The sequence below is a fragment of the Streptomyces sp. JW3 genome (genome assembly GCF_052216785.1).
Taxonomy (GTDB): Bacteria; Actinomycetota; Actinomycetes; order Streptomycetales; family Streptomycetaceae; genus Streptomyces.
Genome location: NZ_JBQOUX010000050.1, coordinates 37,671 through 52,958, shown reverse-complemented (window position 1 = coordinate 52,958; position 15,288 = coordinate 37,671). Strand labels below are relative to the sequence as shown.

The window sequence follows — 15,288 nt, the reverse complement described above, 5'->3', positions numbered from 1 at the left end:
TGCCCCGGCCGGCCGCCCCCGCCGACGGCCCGGGACCGGGCCCGGACCCGGGCGGTACGGCGGCCGCGGGCGACGCCGAGGAGGAGACCGGCGGCACGGTCCTCTTCCGGCGCCCGGACGCCGGCCGGCCGGCCACACCCGGACCGGCCGCCGGGACCGGCCGACCGCCGACACCCACGCCCGGACCCGCTTCCGCGCCCGCGTCCGCCGCCGGGACCGCCGCCGGGACCGACGACGACCCCGGCACGATGAAGTTCCGCGCGGTCTCCCCGCGCGCGGCCCAGCGCCCGACCGGGTCCCGGCCGGGGACCCCCGGCACCCCCGCCGCCCACCAGGGCCCGGCGGTGGCACCCCAGCCCTTCCCCACCCAGCAGCCCCAGCCGCAGCCCCCCGCCCCCTCCGGCCCCCAACTGTCCCCGGGAGCCGTCCCGCCGCAGGCCCCCCTCACCGCCGGTCCCGGCGGCGGACAGTCCTCCTGGGCCCAGCAGGTGCACCGGCTCGCCGGGGCCGGCGCCGAGGAGCAGCCGGTCGCGCCCTGGCGGCCGCCCACCGAGGACATCTTCCAGGCCGCCGCCCGCCGCCAGGCGGCCGCCCGCCCCGCCGGGCTCGGCAAGCGGCTGGCCGCCCGGCTGCTGGACACCGTCGTCCTGGCCGCCGTCACCGCAGTCCCCGGGGTACCGCTCGGCATGAAGGCCGCCGACCACATCGCCGACAAGATCGACGCGGCGAAGCTGTCCGGCGAGACCGTCACCGTGTGGCTGCTGGACGGCACCACCTCGGTGTACCTCGGCATCGTCCTCGCCGTGCTGCTCGTCTTCGGCGTCGGCTACGAGGCGCTGCCCACCGCCAAGTGGGGCCGCACCCTCGGCAAGAAGCTGTGCGGCCTGGAGGTGCGGGACATCGAGGCGCACGAGCCGCCGTCCTTCGGCGCCGCGCTGCGCCGCTGGCTGGTCTACAGCGTGCCGGGGCTGCTGGTCATCGGGATCGTCGGCGTCCTGTGGTGTCTGTTCGACCGGCCGTGGCGCCAGTGCTGGCACGACAAGGCGGCGGGTACGTTCGTCGCGGGCTGAGGTCCTCGGGCAAACGGCGTAGCGGATTCCGTAGCCCGGACGGCCGCTCGCCGGATGCGCCGAGTGGGGCTTCGCGGTCGACTCGGGCCATGAGCAGTGAACCGCCTCCCGGCCCCGGCGGGCAGCCGCCGGACGACGACCCGTATCGGAAGCAGCCTCCGCCGTCCGGAACCGGTCCGGGCCCGGGCGGCGCGGGCTCCCCGTACGACAGCCCGCCGCCGCCCGGCGGCGGCCAGCCCCCACCCCCGGGCGGCGGCCCCTACGGGCAACCCCCGGGCGGCGGCCCCTACGGAGGACCCCCGGGCGGCGGCCCCTACGGCGGTGATCCCTACGGCGGTGGCCCCGCCGATCCGCTGGCCGGGATGCCCCCGCTGGCCGACAGCGGCCGGCGCACGCTGGCCCGGATCATCGACATGATCCTCGTCGGCATCGTGGTCTGGCTGCTCACCTGGGGTTTCAACGTCCAGGAGTACGACGTGAACGGCGACCGGGTCGGGGTCGGCAACTCGATCTGGCAGTCGGTGATCGCGGCCGTGCTCTACCTGGCGTACGACACCTTCCTGATCAGCCGCACCGGGCAGACGCTCGGCAAGAAGTGGCTGGGCATGCGGGTGGCCGACCTGGCCAACGGGTCCACGCCCTCGGTGCAGACCTCGCTGATCCGCGCGGCGGTGCTGTGGATCCCGTTCGCGTTCTGCTGCGCCTGCGTGTGGACGCTGATCTGCGGCGGCTGGAGCTACTTCGACCGGCCCTACAAGCAGGGCCTGCACGACAAGGCGGCCAAGACGGTCGTGGTCAGTACCCGGTGAGTGCATGCCTGTGGGGCGCCCCCGTGCTGGAGGCGCCCCACAGGCGTGTCGTGATCCGGCGCTCAGGCCGCGCGCTGCCCCACCGCCTCGCCGGCCGGGCCGGCGGCGTGGTGGGCCACGGGCACCGGCGCCGGTTCGGCGGCGGCGTTCGTGGCGGTCGTGGTGGCCGGCCGGTGGACGGCGACCGTACGCGGCTTGGCGGTCGGTACGGTCATCGCCACCAGCAGCCCGAGGGCGAGCGCCACGACGGCGACGAGGGCGATCCACCCGGCTGAGGTCGTCTGCGACAGCAGCAGCATGGCGAACGTCGAGAGGATCACGGTGAGGGAACCGTAGGCGGTCTGTGCGACAGTCGGACGGGGCATGGCCATCGTGTCCTCGAAAGGGAGTGATCTCGGGGGTGAGACGGGCTGTCGGCCTGGCTTTCCGCCGACTCCCAGGCGTTCCGCCAAGCGACTCTAATCGGTCGCATGCCCGAGGGGAACGACAAGTAAGCATTACCTGACTCACAGTGCGGCAGCACGGGGGGCGCACGGATTCATGGCGTCCACCAACTGGACGGTTGCACGCGCCCGTCGGGTTTCTGTTCCGTTTCGGCGGCATGTCCGGTAACCGGATCGCGCATCCGCATAACGCTCTTGATCTGTTCCAGTCAAGGTCTGTCTTTTCCTCTGAACCTCTAGTCAAATGTCGTCACTTGACTACGCGCGTTGACCAGACGTGCTCCGTGGAGGATCTCAAGTGACCACCAGACCCTGGATGTTCCGGGTGACCGCGACCGCCGTAGCGCTCGCCGCCGCCACCGCCACCGCCACGCTCTCCGCGGCCGCGACCACCGGGGCCGACCCGGCCGCCCGGCCCGCCGCCGTCGACCGGCAGGACCCGCTGTCCGCGACCGAGCGGCAGCACGACCTCGACGGCCCGCTCAGCAAGACCCAGGACGCACAGCGTCAAGAGGCCCTGAACCAGCTGATATCCGGCGAGGCCACCGCCAAGGACCGGGACGGTTCCCAGGTGGTCGAGCTCAAGGGCGGCAAGGCCAAGAAGGGCGGCTCCAAGTACGTCGAGCTGGGCCGGGAGAAGACCGACAAGATCTTCACCATCCTGGTCGAGTTCGGCGACCAGACCGACAGCCGCTACGGCGGCACGCCCGGCCCGCTGCACAACCAGATCGCCGAGCCGGACCGCTCGGTCGACAACAGCACGGACTGGCTGGCCGACTACAACCAGCAGCACTACCAGGACCTCTACTTCGGCACCGGCAAGGACACCGAGTCGCTGAAGAAGTACTACGAGAAGCAGTCCTCGGGCCGCTACTCGGTGGACGGCGAGGTCACCGACTGGGTCAAGGTCCCCTACAACGAGGCCCGGTACGGCTCCAACGACTGCGACACCTGCGCCTGGAACGCGGTCCAGGACGGCGTCACCGCCTGGGTCGCCGACCAGGAGGCGGCCGGCCGCTCGGCGGCGGACATCAAGGCGGACCTCTCCGCGTACGACGTCTGGGACCGCTACGACTACGACGGCGACGGCGACTTCAACGAACCTGACGGCTACATCGACCACTTCCAGCTGGTGCACGCCGGCGAGGACGAGTCGGCCGGCGGCGGCGCGCAGGGCGAGGACGCGATCTGGGCGCACCGCTGGTACGCCTTCGGCACCGACGCCGGCGCCACCGGCCCGGCCGACAACAGGCTCGGCGGTACCGAGATCGGCGACACCGGCCTGTGGGTCGGCGACTACACCATCCAGCCGGAGAACGGCGGCCTCGGGGTCTTCGCCCACGAGTACGGCCACGACCTGGGCCTGCCCGACGAGTACGACACCAACGGCGGCGAGAACTCCACCGGCTTCTGGACGCTGATGTCGTCCGGTTCGTGGCTGGGCCGGGGCGAGGACGCCATCGGTGACCTGCCCGGCGACATGAACGCCTGGGACAAGCTCCAGCTCGGCTGGCTCGACTACTCCACCGCCGAGGCGGGGCAGAAGTCCAAGCACAAGCTGGGCGTCGCCGAGTACAACACCAAGAACGACCAGGCGCTCGTGGTCAGTCTCCCGGACGAGGAGGTCACCACCGAGGTCTTCCCGCCCGCCGAGGGGGAGACCCAGTGGTGGAGCGGCAGCGGCGACGACCTGAAGAACACCCTCACCCGCAGCGTCGACCTCACCGGCAAGTCGTCCGCCGAGCTGACCCTCGACGGCTGGTGGGACATCGAGGCCGACTACGACTACCTGTACACCGAGGCGTCCACCGACGGCGGCGCCACCTGGACGCCGCTGGACGGCACCGCGGACGGCCAGCCGATCCCGCGTGACGCCAGCGACAAGCCGGCCCTGACCGGCTCGGTCGACGCGCACCAGAAGCTGGTCTACCCGCTGGACGCCTACGCCGGCCAGCAGATCGACCTCCGCTTCCGCTACCAGACCGACGGCGGCGTGGCCCAGAAGGGCTTCACGGCCGACGAGATCACCGTCACGGCGGACGGTACCGCGCTCTTCTCCGACAACGCCGAGACCGCGGACGCCGCCTGGACCGCCACCGGCTTCTCCCGCGTCGGCGCCTCCTTCACCAAGGAGTACGCGCAGTACTACATCGCGGAGAACCGGCAGTACGTCTCCTACGACACGACGCTGAAGACGGGCCCGTACAACTTCGGCTTCTCCACCACCCGTCCGGACTGGGTGGAGCACTTCCCGTACCAGAACGGCCTGTTGATCTGGAAGTGGGACACCTCGCAGGCCGACAACAACACCGGCGACCACCCGGGCACCGGCCTGATCCTCCCCGTCGACGCCCACCCGACCGCCCTGAAGTGGTCGGACGGCACCCTGATGCGGAACCGGTTCCAGGCGTACGACTCGCCGTTCAGCACCTACCGCACCGACGCCCTCACCCTGCACAAGGCGGACGTCGCGGTCCGCGTCCCGTCCGCGAAGGGGGTCTCCGTCTTCAACGATCACGCCAGTGACTACTACGACGAGTCGAACCCCACCGGCGGCGTCCGGACAACTGACACCAACACCAAGATCAAGATCACCAAGGAGGCCCGGGACGGCTCCACGATCGAACTGGAAGTCGGCCCCGCGGTGAAATAATCCGCATCCTCGCAGGTCAACACATGATCGGCGGCGACCCCCTGGCGGGCCGCCGTCGATCCGTGCTTAGGTGCGTCTGTGGCTCTCTTATTGACACCGGACGGCACAGGGAGGTGGACCGCATGGCCGCAGGAGGATTCAGCAAGCTGCCGAACGGCACGGTGGTGGTGGCGCTGAACCTGCCCAGACCCGCCGGTGACGGACCGGGCACGGTCCGCGTCCTGGTCCACGCCCGCAACCGCGCCCGAGCCCTGACCAGACTCCGCAACCTGGGCCTGCGCGCCGTCTACCTGCGCGGCAACGCCGCCCCACCGACCCCGGACGAGATCACCGCGGTACTCCACCACCCGGACGGCCTGCTCTGGCGCACCGACCCGGCCACCCTGGTGCCGGAGCTGTGGCATCCCATCCGTGCCCTGCTCAAACCGTCGCCAGCTTGAAAACGCCCCGTCCGGGAGCGCACTCAGGGGCGCGGGGAACTGCGCGACCAGCCACAATGGCGCTGCACCCGGCGTACATGCCCAGCCGTAACGGCGCCCAGCCCGGCTACTGAACCATCGGCTTCCCGGAAAGCGACACCCCCGCCCCCCGCATCTCCTCCACGGCCCGCTCAGTAGTCCCCGCAGCCACCCCAGCCGTCAAGTCAAGCAACACCTGCGTACGAAACCCCTCCCGCACCGCGTCCAGCGCGGTAGCCCGCACACAGTGATCCGTGGCGATCCCCACCACGTCCACCTCGTCGACCCCCCGCTCCCGCAGCCAGTCCCCGAGCCCGACCCCGTTCTCGTCGGCGCCCTCGAACCCGCTGTACGCCGCCGCGTACGCCCCCTTGCTGAAAACCGCGTCGACCGCGCCGGAGGCGACGGCGGGCGCGAAGTTCGGGTGGAAGCCCACGCCCTCCGTACCGGCGACGCAGTGCGCCGGCCAGGAGTGCTCGTAGTCGGGGTGGTCGGCGAAGTGACCGCCGGGCGCGATGTGGTGGTCCCGGGTGGCCACCACGTGCCGGTAGCCGGCCGGCGCCTGGCCGATCAGCTCGGTGACGGCGGCGGCCACGTCGGAGCCCCCGGCGACGGCGAGACTGCCTCCCTCACAGAAGTCGTTCTGCACGTCTACGACGATCAAGGCGCGGCGCATGGTCGGTGTCCTTCGGCTGTCGGATCAGCGATGAGTCGGATCAGCAATGGCGGGAGCGGGCGGGAGCCCGCCGGAAGTGTCGCAGCGCACGTGCGTTAGCTACCCGAGCCACCGGTCGCGTACTCCGTCGGAAGGACGGGTTCCCCTCGGGACAGCTGCGTCGCGGACAGCGGCAGCGCCGCGCGGGCCGCCGCGTGCCGGTCCCGGGCCACGTCCAGCGGCTCCCGGGCGACCACCGCACCGCCCTTGACCAGCTCGGTCAGCAATTGCCGGTCGGCCAGCGCCGCGGGCACCGGCCCGGTGCCGACCACTTCCGCCTCGGCGTACCCGTGGGCGTCCACCCGGCGCGCGGCCCACTTGCGGCCCCCGACCGAGGTCTTGCCGCCGCTGGACTTCTTCGCCACCGGCACCAGCGGCGCCCCCGGGTCGTCGGACTCGGCGCGGGCGACCAGCTTGTAGACCATGGACGCGGTGGGGTGCCCGGAGCCGGTCACCAGCTGGGTGCCGACCCCGTACGCGTCCACCGGCGCCGCCGCCAGCGAGGCGATGGCGTACTCGTCCAGGTCCGAGGTCACCACGATCCTCGTCTCCGTCGCGCCCAGCGCGTCGAGCTGCTGCCGCACCCGGTGCGCGACCAGCAGCAGGTCCCCGGAGTCGATCCGCACCGCGCCCAGCCCCGGACCGGCCACCTCCACCGCCGTGCGGACCGCCTCGGCGACGTCGTACGTGTCCACCAGCAGCGTCGTGCCCGAGCCGAGCGAGTCGACCTGGGCCCGGAAGGCGTCCCGCTCGCTGTCGTGCAGCAGGGTGAAGGCGTGCGCGGAGGTGCCGACCGTCGGGATGCCGTAGCGGAAGCCCGCGGCCAGGTCGGAGGTGGTGGCGAAGCCGCCGACGTAGGCGGCGCGGGCGGCGGCCACCGCGGCCAGCTCGTGGGTGCGCCGGGCGCCCATCTCGATCAGCGGGCGGTCCCCGGCGGCGGACGCCATCCGGGAGGCGGCGGCGGCGATCGCCGAGTCGTGGTTGAGGATGGACAGGATCACCGTCTCCAGCAGCACGCACTCGGCGAAGCTGCCCTCCACCCGCATGATCGGCGAGCCCGGGAAGTACACCTCGCCCTCCGGGTAGCCCCAGATGTCGCCGCTGAAGCGGTAGTCACCGAGCCAGGCCAGGGTCGGCTCGTCGACGATGTGCTGGTCCCGCAGGAAGTCGAGGACACCGGCGTCGAAGCGGAAGTTCTCCACCGCGTCCAGGACTCGCCCGGTGCCGGCCACCACGCCGTACCGGCGCCCGTCGGGCAGCCGCCGGGTGAAGACCTCGAACACGCTGCGCCGTCCGGCGGTGCCCGCCGCCAGGGCGGCCCGCAGCATCGTCAGCTCGTACTGGTCCGTGAAGAGCGCCGTCGAGGGAACGTCGACCGGCAGCCCGAGGTCCGCTGTGTTCATGAGAGCCGATCGTACCCCCATTTCGTCAGTCTGACGATTTTGAATCCCGGCACCGGCCCGTTTGTGCGACCACCCCCCTGCGGTGGCAGCATGGGTGATGTGACGTCACCCGCTCCCGTAGAGATCGAACGCACCGACCCGGCGGAGGAAGCCTTCGCCGTGCCCGAGCCGGACGTCCCCTGGGTCACGATCGTGCACAACGACCCGGTCAACCTCATGAGCTACGTGACCTACGTCTTCCAGACGTACTTCGGCTACTCCAAGGACAAGGCCACCAAGCTCATGATGGACGTCCACCACAAGGGGCGCGCGGTGGTCTCCAGCGGCAGCCGCGAGGAGATGGAACGTGATGTGCAGGCCATGCACGGCTACGGTCTGTGGGCCACCCTCCAGCAGGACCGGAAGTAGCCAGGACCGGAAGTAGCCAGGACCGGAAGTAGCTGACACGCCTTCATGCCAGGACAATTCGAACCGCTCCCCGGCGGCGGCGCGGCCGTAGCCCTCGACGACGTCGAGATCTCCATCATCCGGTCGCTGGCCGTGCAGCTCCTGGAGCTGATCGGCCCCGGCCCCGGTGCGGACGCCTCCGACGACCCGCTCGCCGAACTCTTCGCCGAGGGCCCCAGCGAGCCGCCCGCCGATCCGGTGCTCAGGCGGCTGTTCCCGGACGCGTACATCGACCCCGAGGGCACCCCGGAGGCCGCCGAGGCCGAGGAGCGGCGGGCGCACTCGGCGGAGTTCCGCCGGTTCACCGAGAACGACCTCAGGGCCGGCAAGCGGGAGAACGCGCTGGCGGTGGTCCGCTCCCTGGACGCGCTGGCCGCGGCGTCCGCCGGTGAGGGCGGCGCGGTGCTGAAGCTGGCACCGGAGGAGTCGAAGCAGTGGCTGAGCTGCCTGAACGACCTGCGGCTCGCCATCGGCTCCCGGCTGGACATCGCCGACGAGGACGACACCGACCTGCTCTACCGGCTCCCGGACGAGGACCCGCGCAAGCCGATGGTGATGGCGTACCTGTGGCTGGGCGGGCTCCAGGAGACGCTGGTCGGCACGCTGCTGCCCTGACTCCCTCGCCGCCCCGGCCCCGCGGACTCGGTGGCCCGTACACCTGTTCGCTCAGCGGAGCCTCAATTCCGGATAACGATCACGTCACCATGGCGCCCCGCTGTGCACCTTTCGACGGTCTTTTATCCACCTTTGTCCGTGAAGCGCGCCACAACGCGCCCCTGTGTTCCCTGCCGCAACCGTGGTAAATCTGCACGACCGCCCGGCCGACACCACCCGAATGTCGGCCGGGGGCGCCACCGAGCCGGCGGACCGCCGGCCAGGCACGAGCGGGACTTGAGAGCCCGCGTCACATCCCCGGCCGGGCGCGTGCCAGGCGTCGCGCGCCCGGCCGGGGATGTGACGCGGGCTCTGAGGCCCGCTCAGCTCCAGTATCCGGGGGGATCGAGATCCGGTCCGCGGCCGACGAGAGGCCCGGGTCGGCATGGAGAAAGGCGCACCACACATGACATCGGCGCAGGTCGGCAAGGACCAGGCACCCGAGGCCCCCGAGGAGGGCTACGAGCGCGGGCTCGGCAGCCGCCAGGTCCAGATGATCGCGATCGGCGGCGCCATCGGCGTCGGCCTCTTCCTGGGCGCCGGGGCGAACATCGCCAAGGCGGGTCCCAGCCTCATCCTGATGTACGCCCTCGCGGGCCTGATCATCTTCTTCATCATGCGGGCCCTGGGCGAACTGCTGCTCTACCGCCCCGTCTCGGGCTCGTTCGCCGAGTACTCGCGCGAATTCCTCGGCCCGTTCTTCGGCTACTTCACCGGCTGGACGTACTGGCTGATGTGGGTGGTCACCGGCATGGCGGAGCTGACCGCCGCCGCGATCTACATCAACTACTGGTTCCCGGACATCCCGCAGTGGGTGACCGCGCTGGTCTTCCTGATCGTGCTGTTCGTCGCCAACCTGATCTCGGTGAAGCTGTTCGGCGAGATCGAGTTCTGGTTCTCGATGGTGAAGGTCACCGCCATCATCGGCATGATCGTCATCGGGCTCGGCGTGCTCACCTTCGGCTTCAGCGCGGCCGGCGACACCGCCGCGGTCGCCAACCTGTGGGAGTTCGACGGCTTCTTCCCCAAGGGCGTCGGCTCCTCGCTGATGACCCTCCAGGGCGTGATGTTCGCCTACCTCGCCGTCGAACTGGTCGGCGTCACCGCCGGTGAGTCGGAGAACCCGGAGAAGACCCTCCCCAAGGCGATCAACACCCTGCCCTGGCGGATCGCCCTGTTCTACGTCGGCGCCCTCACCGTCATCCTGTGCGTGGTGAAGTGGACCGAGTTCGCGCCCGGCGTCTCCCCGTTCGTCGCCGCGTTCGCGAAGATCGGCATCCCGGCCGGCGCCGCCATCGTCAACTTCGTCGTGCTCACCGCCGCCCTGTCCTCCTGCAACTCCGGCATGTACTCCACCGGCCGGATGCTGCGCACCCTCGCCGACAACGGCGAGGCCCCCGGCGTCTTCAGCAGGCTCTCCACCACCAAGACCCCGGCGCTCGGCATCACCGTCTCGGTGGTCTTCATGGGCATCGGCGTCGTGCTGAACTACGTCGTCCCGGAGAAGGCGTTCGGCTACGTCACCTCGGTGGCCACCGCCGCCGGCATCTGGACCTGGCTGATGATCCTGGTCAGCCATGTCCGCTACCGCCGCCAGGTGGTGGCCGGCCGGCTGCCCGCCTCCTCCTTCCCGGCCCCCGGCGGCTCGGTCTGCTCGTACCTCGCGATCGCCTTCCTGCTCTTCGTCACCGGCCTGATCGCCTACGACGCCGACGCCCGGGTCTGTCTGTACGTGATGGCCGGCTGGGCCGTCGCCCTCGGCATCGGCTGGGCGGTGCTCAAGAGCCGCCGCCCCGAGGTCACCCGGCGCGGCGACGACGAACTGGGCGGCGAGCCCGAGTTCGAGAAGGTCGGCTGACCCGCCCGCCGCAGTCCGCCCTGTCCGGCATGTGGGCCCCGCCGTACCACCCACCGGTACGGCGGGGCCCGTCTGCTTATCCTGCTTCCCATGCTGACCATCACCCGGGCCCTGCACGACCAGATCGTCGCCCACGCCCGCGAGGACCACCCCGACGAGGCGTGCGGCGTGCTCGCCGGCCCCGCCGGCACCGGCCGCCCCGAGCGCTTCATCCCCATGCTGAACGCCGCGCGCTCGCCGACGTTCTACGAATTCGACTCCCAGGACCTGCTCAAGCTCTACCGCGAGATGGACGACCGCGACGAGGAGCCGGTGGTCATCTACCACTCCCACACGGCCACCGAGGCGTACCCGTCCCGCACCGACATCTCCTACGCGAACGAGCCCGGCGCCCACTACGTCCTGGTCTCCACCGCCGACACCGACGGCGCCGGCGACTTCCAGTTCCGCTCGTTCCGCATCGTGGAGGGCGAGGTCACCGAGGAAGAGGTACGGGTGGTCTCGCACTACGGATGAACATCGTCCGAAGGCTGAGATCACATTCCAGGTACCGGACCGGGAATCGATACGATGACCGCATGGTTTCCCACGACGTGAGCACGAAGACGCCGGGCGCACTGCTCGTGGCGCGGCTGCACGTCGACCTGTGCAGGCTCGCCAGCGCCATCTGTTGACGTACACCCCTGCCGCCGTACGGCCGTGAGCCGCGGCGTGCCCACCCCTCGCGCGCCCAGAGAACCCACGACACCTTTCCGACAGGAGCCCTGAGCCATGGCCATCGAGGTCCGCATCCCGACCATCCTCCGCACCTACACCGACGGTCAGAAGGCGGTGGAAGGCACCGGGGAGACCCTCGCCGACCTGTTCGCCGACCTCGACACCCGGCACCAGGGCATCCAGGCCCGGATCGTGGACGACGGCAAGCTGCGCCGCTTCGTCAACGTCTACCTCAACGACGAGGACGTCCGCTTCCTCGACGGCATCAGCACCAAGCTCACCGACGGCGACAACGTCACGATCCTGCCGGCCGTCGCCGGCGGCATGGCCTGATACCCATGCGCTACGACTCCCCGCTGGCCGCGGTGGGCAACACCCCCCTGGTGCGCCTGCCGCGGCTGTCGCCGTCCGCCGACGTCTCGGTCTGGGCCAAGCTGGAGGACCGCAACCCCACCGGCTCGGTCAAGGACCGCCCCGCCCTGCACATGATCGAGCAGGCCGAGAAGGCCGGCCGGCTCACCCCCGGCTGCACCATCCTGGAGCCGACCAGCGGCAACACTGGCATCTCGCTCGCCATGGCGGCCAAGCTCAAGGGCTACCGGATGGTCTGCGTGATGCCCGAGAACACCTCGCAGGAGCGGCGCGACCTGCTCGCCATGTGGGGCGCCGAGATCATCTCGTCCCCGGCCGCGGGCGGCTCCAACACCGCCGTCCGGGTCGCCAAGGAACAGGCCGCCGAGCACCCCGACTGGGTCATGCTCTACCAGTACGGCAACCCGGACAACGCCGGCGCCCACTACGCGACGACCGGCCCGGAGATCCTCGCCGACCTCCCCACCATCACCCACTTCGTGGCCGGGCTCGGCACCACCGGCACCCTGATGGGCGTCGGCCGCTACCTGCGCGAGCACAAGCCCGACGTCAAGATCGTCGCCGCCGAACCGCGCTACGACGACCTGGTCTACGGCCTGCGCAACCTCGACGAGGGCTTCGTCCCCGAGCTGTACGACGCCTCCGTCCTCACCACCCGCTTCTCGGTCGGCTCCGCCGACGCCGTCACCCGCACCCGCGAACTCCTCGCCCAGGAGGGCATCTTCGCGGGCGTCTCCACCGGCGCCGCGCTGCACGCCGCGATCGGCGTCGCCACCAAGGCGCACAAGGCCGGCGAGAGCGCCGACGTCGCCTTCGTCGTCGCCGACGGCGGCTGGAAGTACCTCTCCACCGGCGTCTACACCGCCGCCACCACCGAAGAGGCCATCGAAACGCTGCACGGCCAGCTCTGGGCCTGAGCTACCGCGTCAGGTGACGGACCTGGTCCCACAGGACCGGGTCCACCACCCCCACCCGCCGCCGGAAGTCCCCCACCCGCACCCGGCGCAGCTCGTCCGTCTCCAGGAAACTCGCCCGCCCCCGCGCGTCCCCCACCGACCCCGGCGGCAGCGCGATCACCCCGCCGTGCCCCTCCCGCCGCCGCGTCGTGATCTTCGCGACCACCGCGCGCCGCCCGCGCACCTTCAGCACCAGACACGGCCGGTCCTTCCCGCCCCGGCGCTCCTCGAACGGCACGTTCGCCCACCAGATCTCCGCGGGGCGCGGCCGGGTCCCCGCCCGGTCCGGCCGGCGCCCCCGCCCCCACCCGTCGACGAGCGCCGCCACGAACCCGAGCACGGCCAAGGCCGCGATCGCCAGCCACCAGGACGCATTCATACCGGCCGACGTTACCGGCGCACGCGGCATATGCACGCCCCCTGGTCGGCCCTATCCGCCCCGCTTCCAGCCGAACCGGTGACAGCACAGGTGAGTTCGCCCACAACGCCCCCTGGCGGAGGAGCGACCGCAGGTTTTGCGCCTTACGCTCGGTGAACCGCACGACCCCCGTCTCTCCCCATCCGCCAGCGGAGGTTTCTGCTCCATGAAGCTCACCGTCGTCGGCTGCTCGGGGTCGTTCCCGTCCGCGGAATCGGCCTGCTCGAGCTACCTCGTCGAGGCCGACGGCTTCCGGCTGCTCCTCGACATGGGCAACGGCGCCCTGGGCGAGCTGCAGCGCCACTGCGGTCTCTACGACCTCGACGCGATCTTCCTCAGCCACCTGCACGCCGACCACTGCATCGACATGTGCGCCTACTTCGTGGCGCGCTACTACCGGTTCGACGGCGGCCGCTGCGCCCCGCTGCCGGTCTACGGCCCCGAGGGCACCGAGCACCGGCTGACCACCGCCTACGCCGACACCCCCTCCGCCTCCTCGATGAGCGAGGTCTTCGACTTCCACACGGTCAAGCCGGGCACCTTCGACATCGGCCCCTTCACCGTGCACACCGACCGCGTCGCCCACCCCGTGGAGGCGTACGCCATCCGCGTCGAGCACGGCGGCCGCTCGCTCACGTACTCCGGGGACACCGGCGTCACCCCCGTACTGGACGAACTCGCCCGGGACACCGACCTGTTCCTGTGCGAGGCGGCCTTCACGCACGGCAAGGAGGACATCCCCGACCTCCACCTCAACGGCCGCCAGGCCGGCGAAAGCGCCGCCCACGCCGGCGCCCGCCGCCTGGTCCTCACCCACATCCCGCCGTGGACCGACCCCCGCCTCAACCTGGCCGACGCCCGCGCCGTCTACGGCGGCCCGTCGGAGGTGGCGGTGCCGGGGGCGACGTACGAGATCTGACGCGGTGCGAGGCGGCACGACGCGCGAAGGCCCCGGAACCAGGACGGCCGGAATAACCAACAGCATCCCAGGACGGTTCCGGGGCCTTCGGCGTACAGCGGGTGCGGGCTACGCCTTGGTGAGGTCCTCGACCTCTTCCTCGGGCTCGCGGCCCGGGGTCTTCAGGTCGAACTTGATGATGGCGAAGCGGAAGGTCACGTAGTAGATCGCCGCGAAGACCAGACCGATCGGGATGATCAGCCACGGTTTGGTCGCCAGATGCCAGTTGAGCGCGTAGTCGATGGCACCGGCCGAGAAGTTGAAGCCGGTGTGCACCCCGAGGCCCCACGTCACCGCCATCGACACGGCGGTGAGCACCGCGTGCAGCACGTAGAGGACCGGCGCGATGAACATGAACGAGAACTCGATCGGCTCGGTCACGCCGGTCACGAACGAGGTCGCCGCGAGCGAGATCATCATGCCCATCACGGCCTTGCGGCGCTCCGGGCGGGCGCAGTGCGCCATGGCGATGGCGGCGGCCGGCAGACCGAACATCATGATCGGGAAGAAGCCGGACTGGAAGATGCCGGCGGATGGGTCACCGGCCAGGAAGCGGGTGATGTCGCCGTGCACGATCTCGCCCGAGGCGTCCTTGAAGTCACCGAGCTGGAACCAGGCCACCGTGTTGACGAACTGGTGCATGCCGATCGGGATCAGCCCGCGGTTCACCGCGCCGAACAGCGCCGCGCCGCCCGCGCCCAGACCCGTCATCCACTCACCGAAGCTGGAGATCGCGTCGCCGATCGGCTCCCAGACCAGACCGAAGAACACGCCCATGACGATGCCGACGAACGCCATGATGATCGGCACCAGCCGGCGGCCGTTGAAGAAGCCGAGCCAGTCCACCAGCTTCTTGCGGTGGTAGCGCTGCCACAGCACGGCGGCGAGCAGACCCATGATGATGCCGCCGAGGACACCGGGATCGTTGTACGTCGCGGCGGTGTCGGCGCCCTTGTTGACCACCGCCTCGGTGACCGGGAACGCCTGCAGCACCTTGCTGTAGACCAGGAAGCCGACCACCGCGGCCAGCGCGGTCGAGCCGTCCGACTTCTTCGCGAAACCGATCGCCACGCCTATGCAGAACAGCAGCGGCAGCGAGCCGGTCAGCGCACCGCCCGCGTTGTTGAAGACGGCGGCGACCTTGTCCCAGCCCAGGCCGTCCTTGCCGAAGATGTCGTCCTGTCCGAGCCGGACCATGATGCCCGCCGCCGGCAGTACGGCGATCGGAAGCTGAAGGCTGCGGCCGACCTTCTGCAGGCCCTGGAACAGGCCCGATCCCCGCTTCTTCGCGGGGGCCGCCGAAGCGGTGGCGGTGCTCATGCTACGTTCCTCCATGAGGGGGTGGTCTACACCACTC

General features: G+C 70.8%; 17 protein-coding genes. 12 read left to right on the top strand and 5 right to left on the bottom strand.

Annotation, left to right across the window (positions count from 1 at the left end; translation table 11 throughout):
• Together ACTT8P_RS21070 and ACTT8P_RS21065 are read left to right on the top strand one after the other, a co-directional pair.
• Positions 1-1,070, top strand: a 1,070-nt coding sequence (locus ACTT8P_RS21070; protein WP_442833235.1) for an RDD family protein, incomplete at its 5' end; no start/stop codon positions are given.
• An 89-nt stretch (positions 1,071-1,159) separates the two neighbouring features.
• Positions 1,160-1,879: an RDD family protein gene (locus ACTT8P_RS21065; protein WP_442833234.1), complete on the top strand. Its 720-nt coding sequence runs from the start codon at positions 1,160-1,162 to the stop codon at positions 1,877-1,879.
• Positions 1,880-1,941: 62 nt separating this feature from the next.
• Here the strand turns inward: ACTT8P_RS21065 and ACTT8P_RS21060 are convergent, their stop codons facing one another.
• Entirely contained in the window at positions 1,942-2,244 is a 303-nt protein-coding gene (locus ACTT8P_RS21060) for a hypothetical protein (protein WP_442833233.1), read from the bottom strand.
• Positions 2,245-2,620: 376 nt separating this feature from the next.
• On the opposite strand from ACTT8P_RS21060, the gene ACTT8P_RS21055 reads away from it, so the two are divergent.
• Both ACTT8P_RS21055 and ACTT8P_RS21050 read left to right on the top strand, forming a co-directional pair.
• The gene (locus ACTT8P_RS21055; RefSeq protein ID WP_442833232.1) at positions 2,621-4,975 is read left to right on the top strand and encodes an immune inhibitor A domain-containing protein; all 2,355 of its coding nucleotides are present in this window, start codon (positions 2,621-2,623) and stop codon (positions 4,973-4,975) included.
• 122 nt (positions 4,976-5,097) lie between these two features.
• Complete coding sequence (locus tag ACTT8P_RS21050; RefSeq protein ID WP_442833231.1) at positions 5,098-5,415, top strand: hypothetical protein; 318 nt, start codon at positions 5,098-5,100, stop codon at positions 5,413-5,415.
• Between the two features lie 106 nt (positions 5,416-5,521).
• Here ACTT8P_RS21050 and ACTT8P_RS21045 read toward each other — a convergent pair whose 3' ends face one another.
• Positions 5,522-6,109, bottom strand: a complete 588-nt coding sequence (locus ACTT8P_RS21045; RefSeq protein ID WP_442833230.1) for a nicotinamidase — start codon at positions 6,107-6,109, stop codon at positions 5,522-5,524.
• Between the two features lie 95 nt (positions 6,110-6,204).
• Positions 6,205-7,551: a nicotinate phosphoribosyltransferase gene (locus ACTT8P_RS21040; RefSeq protein ID WP_442833229.1), complete on the bottom strand. Its 1,347-nt coding sequence runs from the start codon at positions 7,549-7,551 to the stop codon at positions 6,205-6,207.
• A gap of 90 nt (positions 7,552-7,641) precedes the next feature.
• Between ACTT8P_RS21040 and clpS the strand changes: the two genes are divergently transcribed.
• The 7 genes from clpS to ACTT8P_RS21005 all read left to right on the top strand — a co-directional run bounded on the left by clpS (position 7,642) and on the right by ACTT8P_RS21005 (position 12,516).
• Positions 7,642-7,959, top strand: a complete 318-nt coding sequence (gene clpS / locus ACTT8P_RS21035; RefSeq protein WP_361159655.1) for an ATP-dependent Clp protease adapter ClpS — start codon at positions 7,642-7,644, stop codon at positions 7,957-7,959.
• A 45-nt stretch (positions 7,960-8,004) separates the two neighbouring features.
• Positions 8,005-8,613, top strand: coding sequence for a DUF2017 domain-containing protein (locus ACTT8P_RS21030; protein WP_442833228.1), 609 nt, complete (start codon positions 8,005-8,007; stop codon positions 8,611-8,613).
• 445 nt (positions 8,614-9,058) lie between these two features.
• A complete protein-coding gene (locus ACTT8P_RS21025; RefSeq protein ID WP_442833227.1) occupies positions 9,059-10,510 on the top strand; it encodes an amino acid permease in 1,452 nt (483 codons plus the stop codon).
• A 90-nt stretch (positions 10,511-10,600) separates the two neighbouring features.
• Positions 10,601-11,026, top strand: a complete 426-nt coding sequence (locus tag ACTT8P_RS21020) for a Mov34/MPN/PAD-1 family protein (RefSeq protein ID WP_442833226.1) — start codon at positions 10,601-10,603, stop codon at positions 11,024-11,026.
• Between the two features lie 62 nt (positions 11,027-11,088).
• Positions 11,089-11,184, top strand: coding sequence for a putative leader peptide (locus ACTT8P_RS21015; protein ID WP_361159644.1), 96 nt, complete (start codon positions 11,089-11,091; stop codon positions 11,182-11,184).
• 97 nt (positions 11,185-11,281) lie between these two features.
• Positions 11,282-11,560, top strand: a complete 279-nt coding sequence (locus ACTT8P_RS21010; RefSeq protein WP_361159641.1) for a MoaD/ThiS family protein — start codon at positions 11,282-11,284, stop codon at positions 11,558-11,560.
• Between the two features lie 5 nt (positions 11,561-11,565).
• Positions 11,566-12,516 (top strand): PLP-dependent cysteine synthase family protein, encoded by a 951-nt coding sequence (locus ACTT8P_RS21005; RefSeq protein ID WP_442833225.1) that lies wholly within the window; start codon positions 11,566-11,568, stop codon positions 12,514-12,516.
• Position 12,517: 1 nt separating this feature from the next.
• Here the strand turns inward: ACTT8P_RS21005 and ACTT8P_RS21000 are convergent, their stop codons facing one another.
• The gene (locus ACTT8P_RS21000; RefSeq protein WP_442833224.1) at positions 12,518-12,934 is read right to left on the bottom strand and encodes a type II toxin-antitoxin system PemK/MazF family toxin; all 417 of its coding nucleotides are present in this window, start codon (positions 12,932-12,934) and stop codon (positions 12,518-12,520) included.
• A 205-nt stretch (positions 12,935-13,139) separates the two neighbouring features.
• On the opposite strand from ACTT8P_RS21000, the gene ACTT8P_RS20995 reads away from it, so the two are divergent.
• The gene (locus tag ACTT8P_RS20995; protein WP_442833223.1) at positions 13,140-13,892 is read left to right on the top strand and encodes an MBL fold metallo-hydrolase; all 753 of its coding nucleotides are present in this window, start codon (positions 13,140-13,142) and stop codon (positions 13,890-13,892) included.
• Positions 13,893-14,000: 108 nt separating this feature from the next.
• Here ACTT8P_RS20995 and ACTT8P_RS20990 read toward each other — a convergent pair whose 3' ends face one another.
• Positions 14,001-15,251 (bottom strand): PTS transporter subunit EIIC, encoded by a 1,251-nt coding sequence (locus tag ACTT8P_RS20990; protein WP_442833222.1) that lies wholly within the window; start codon positions 15,249-15,251, stop codon positions 14,001-14,003.
• Positions 15,252-15,288 lie beyond the last annotated feature (37 nt).

Excerpts from the sequence above, each read along its gene's own strand:
- ACTT8P_RS21065 (WP_442833234.1), top strand. The coding sequence starts at position 1,160 with ATGAGCAGTGAACCGCCTCCCGGCCCCGGCGGGCAGCCGCCGGACGAC.
- ACTT8P_RS21060 (WP_442833233.1), bottom strand. The coding sequence starts at position 2,244 with ATGCCCCGTCCGACTGTCGCACAGACCGCCTACGGTTCCCTCACCGTG.
- ACTT8P_RS21050 (WP_442833231.1), top strand. The coding sequence starts at position 5,098 with ATGGCCGCAGGAGGATTCAGCAAGCTGCCGAACGGCACGGTGGTGGTG.
- ACTT8P_RS21045 (WP_442833230.1), bottom strand. The coding sequence starts at position 6,109 with ATGCGCCGCGCCTTGATCGTCGTAGACGTGCAGAACGACTTCTGTGAG.
- ACTT8P_RS21040 (WP_442833229.1), bottom strand. The coding sequence starts at position 7,551 with ATGAACACAGCGGACCTCGGGCTGCCGGTCGACGTTCCCTCGACGGCG.
- clpS (WP_361159655.1), top strand. The coding sequence starts at position 7,642 with ATGGGTGATGTGACGTCACCCGCTCCCGTAGAGATCGAACGCACCGAC.
- ACTT8P_RS21030 (WP_442833228.1), top strand. The coding sequence starts at position 8,005 with ATGCCAGGACAATTCGAACCGCTCCCCGGCGGCGGCGCGGCCGTAGCC.
- ACTT8P_RS21025 (WP_442833227.1), top strand. The coding sequence starts at position 9,059 with ATGACATCGGCGCAGGTCGGCAAGGACCAGGCACCCGAGGCCCCCGAG.
- ACTT8P_RS21020 (WP_442833226.1), top strand. The coding sequence starts at position 10,601 with ATGCTGACCATCACCCGGGCCCTGCACGACCAGATCGTCGCCCACGCC.
- ACTT8P_RS21015 (WP_361159644.1), top strand. The coding sequence starts at position 11,089 with ATGGTTTCCCACGACGTGAGCACGAAGACGCCGGGCGCACTGCTCGTG.
- ACTT8P_RS21010 (WP_361159641.1), top strand. The coding sequence starts at position 11,282 with ATGGCCATCGAGGTCCGCATCCCGACCATCCTCCGCACCTACACCGAC.
- ACTT8P_RS21005 (WP_442833225.1), top strand. The coding sequence starts at position 11,566 with ATGCGCTACGACTCCCCGCTGGCCGCGGTGGGCAACACCCCCCTGGTG.
- ACTT8P_RS21000 (WP_442833224.1), bottom strand. The coding sequence starts at position 12,934 with ATGAATGCGTCCTGGTGGCTGGCGATCGCGGCCTTGGCCGTGCTCGGG.
- ACTT8P_RS20995 (WP_442833223.1), top strand. The coding sequence starts at position 13,140 with ATGAAGCTCACCGTCGTCGGCTGCTCGGGGTCGTTCCCGTCCGCGGAA.
- ACTT8P_RS20990 (WP_442833222.1), bottom strand. The coding sequence starts at position 15,251 with ATGAGCACCGCCACCGCTTCGGCGGCCCCCGCGAAGAAGCGGGGATCG.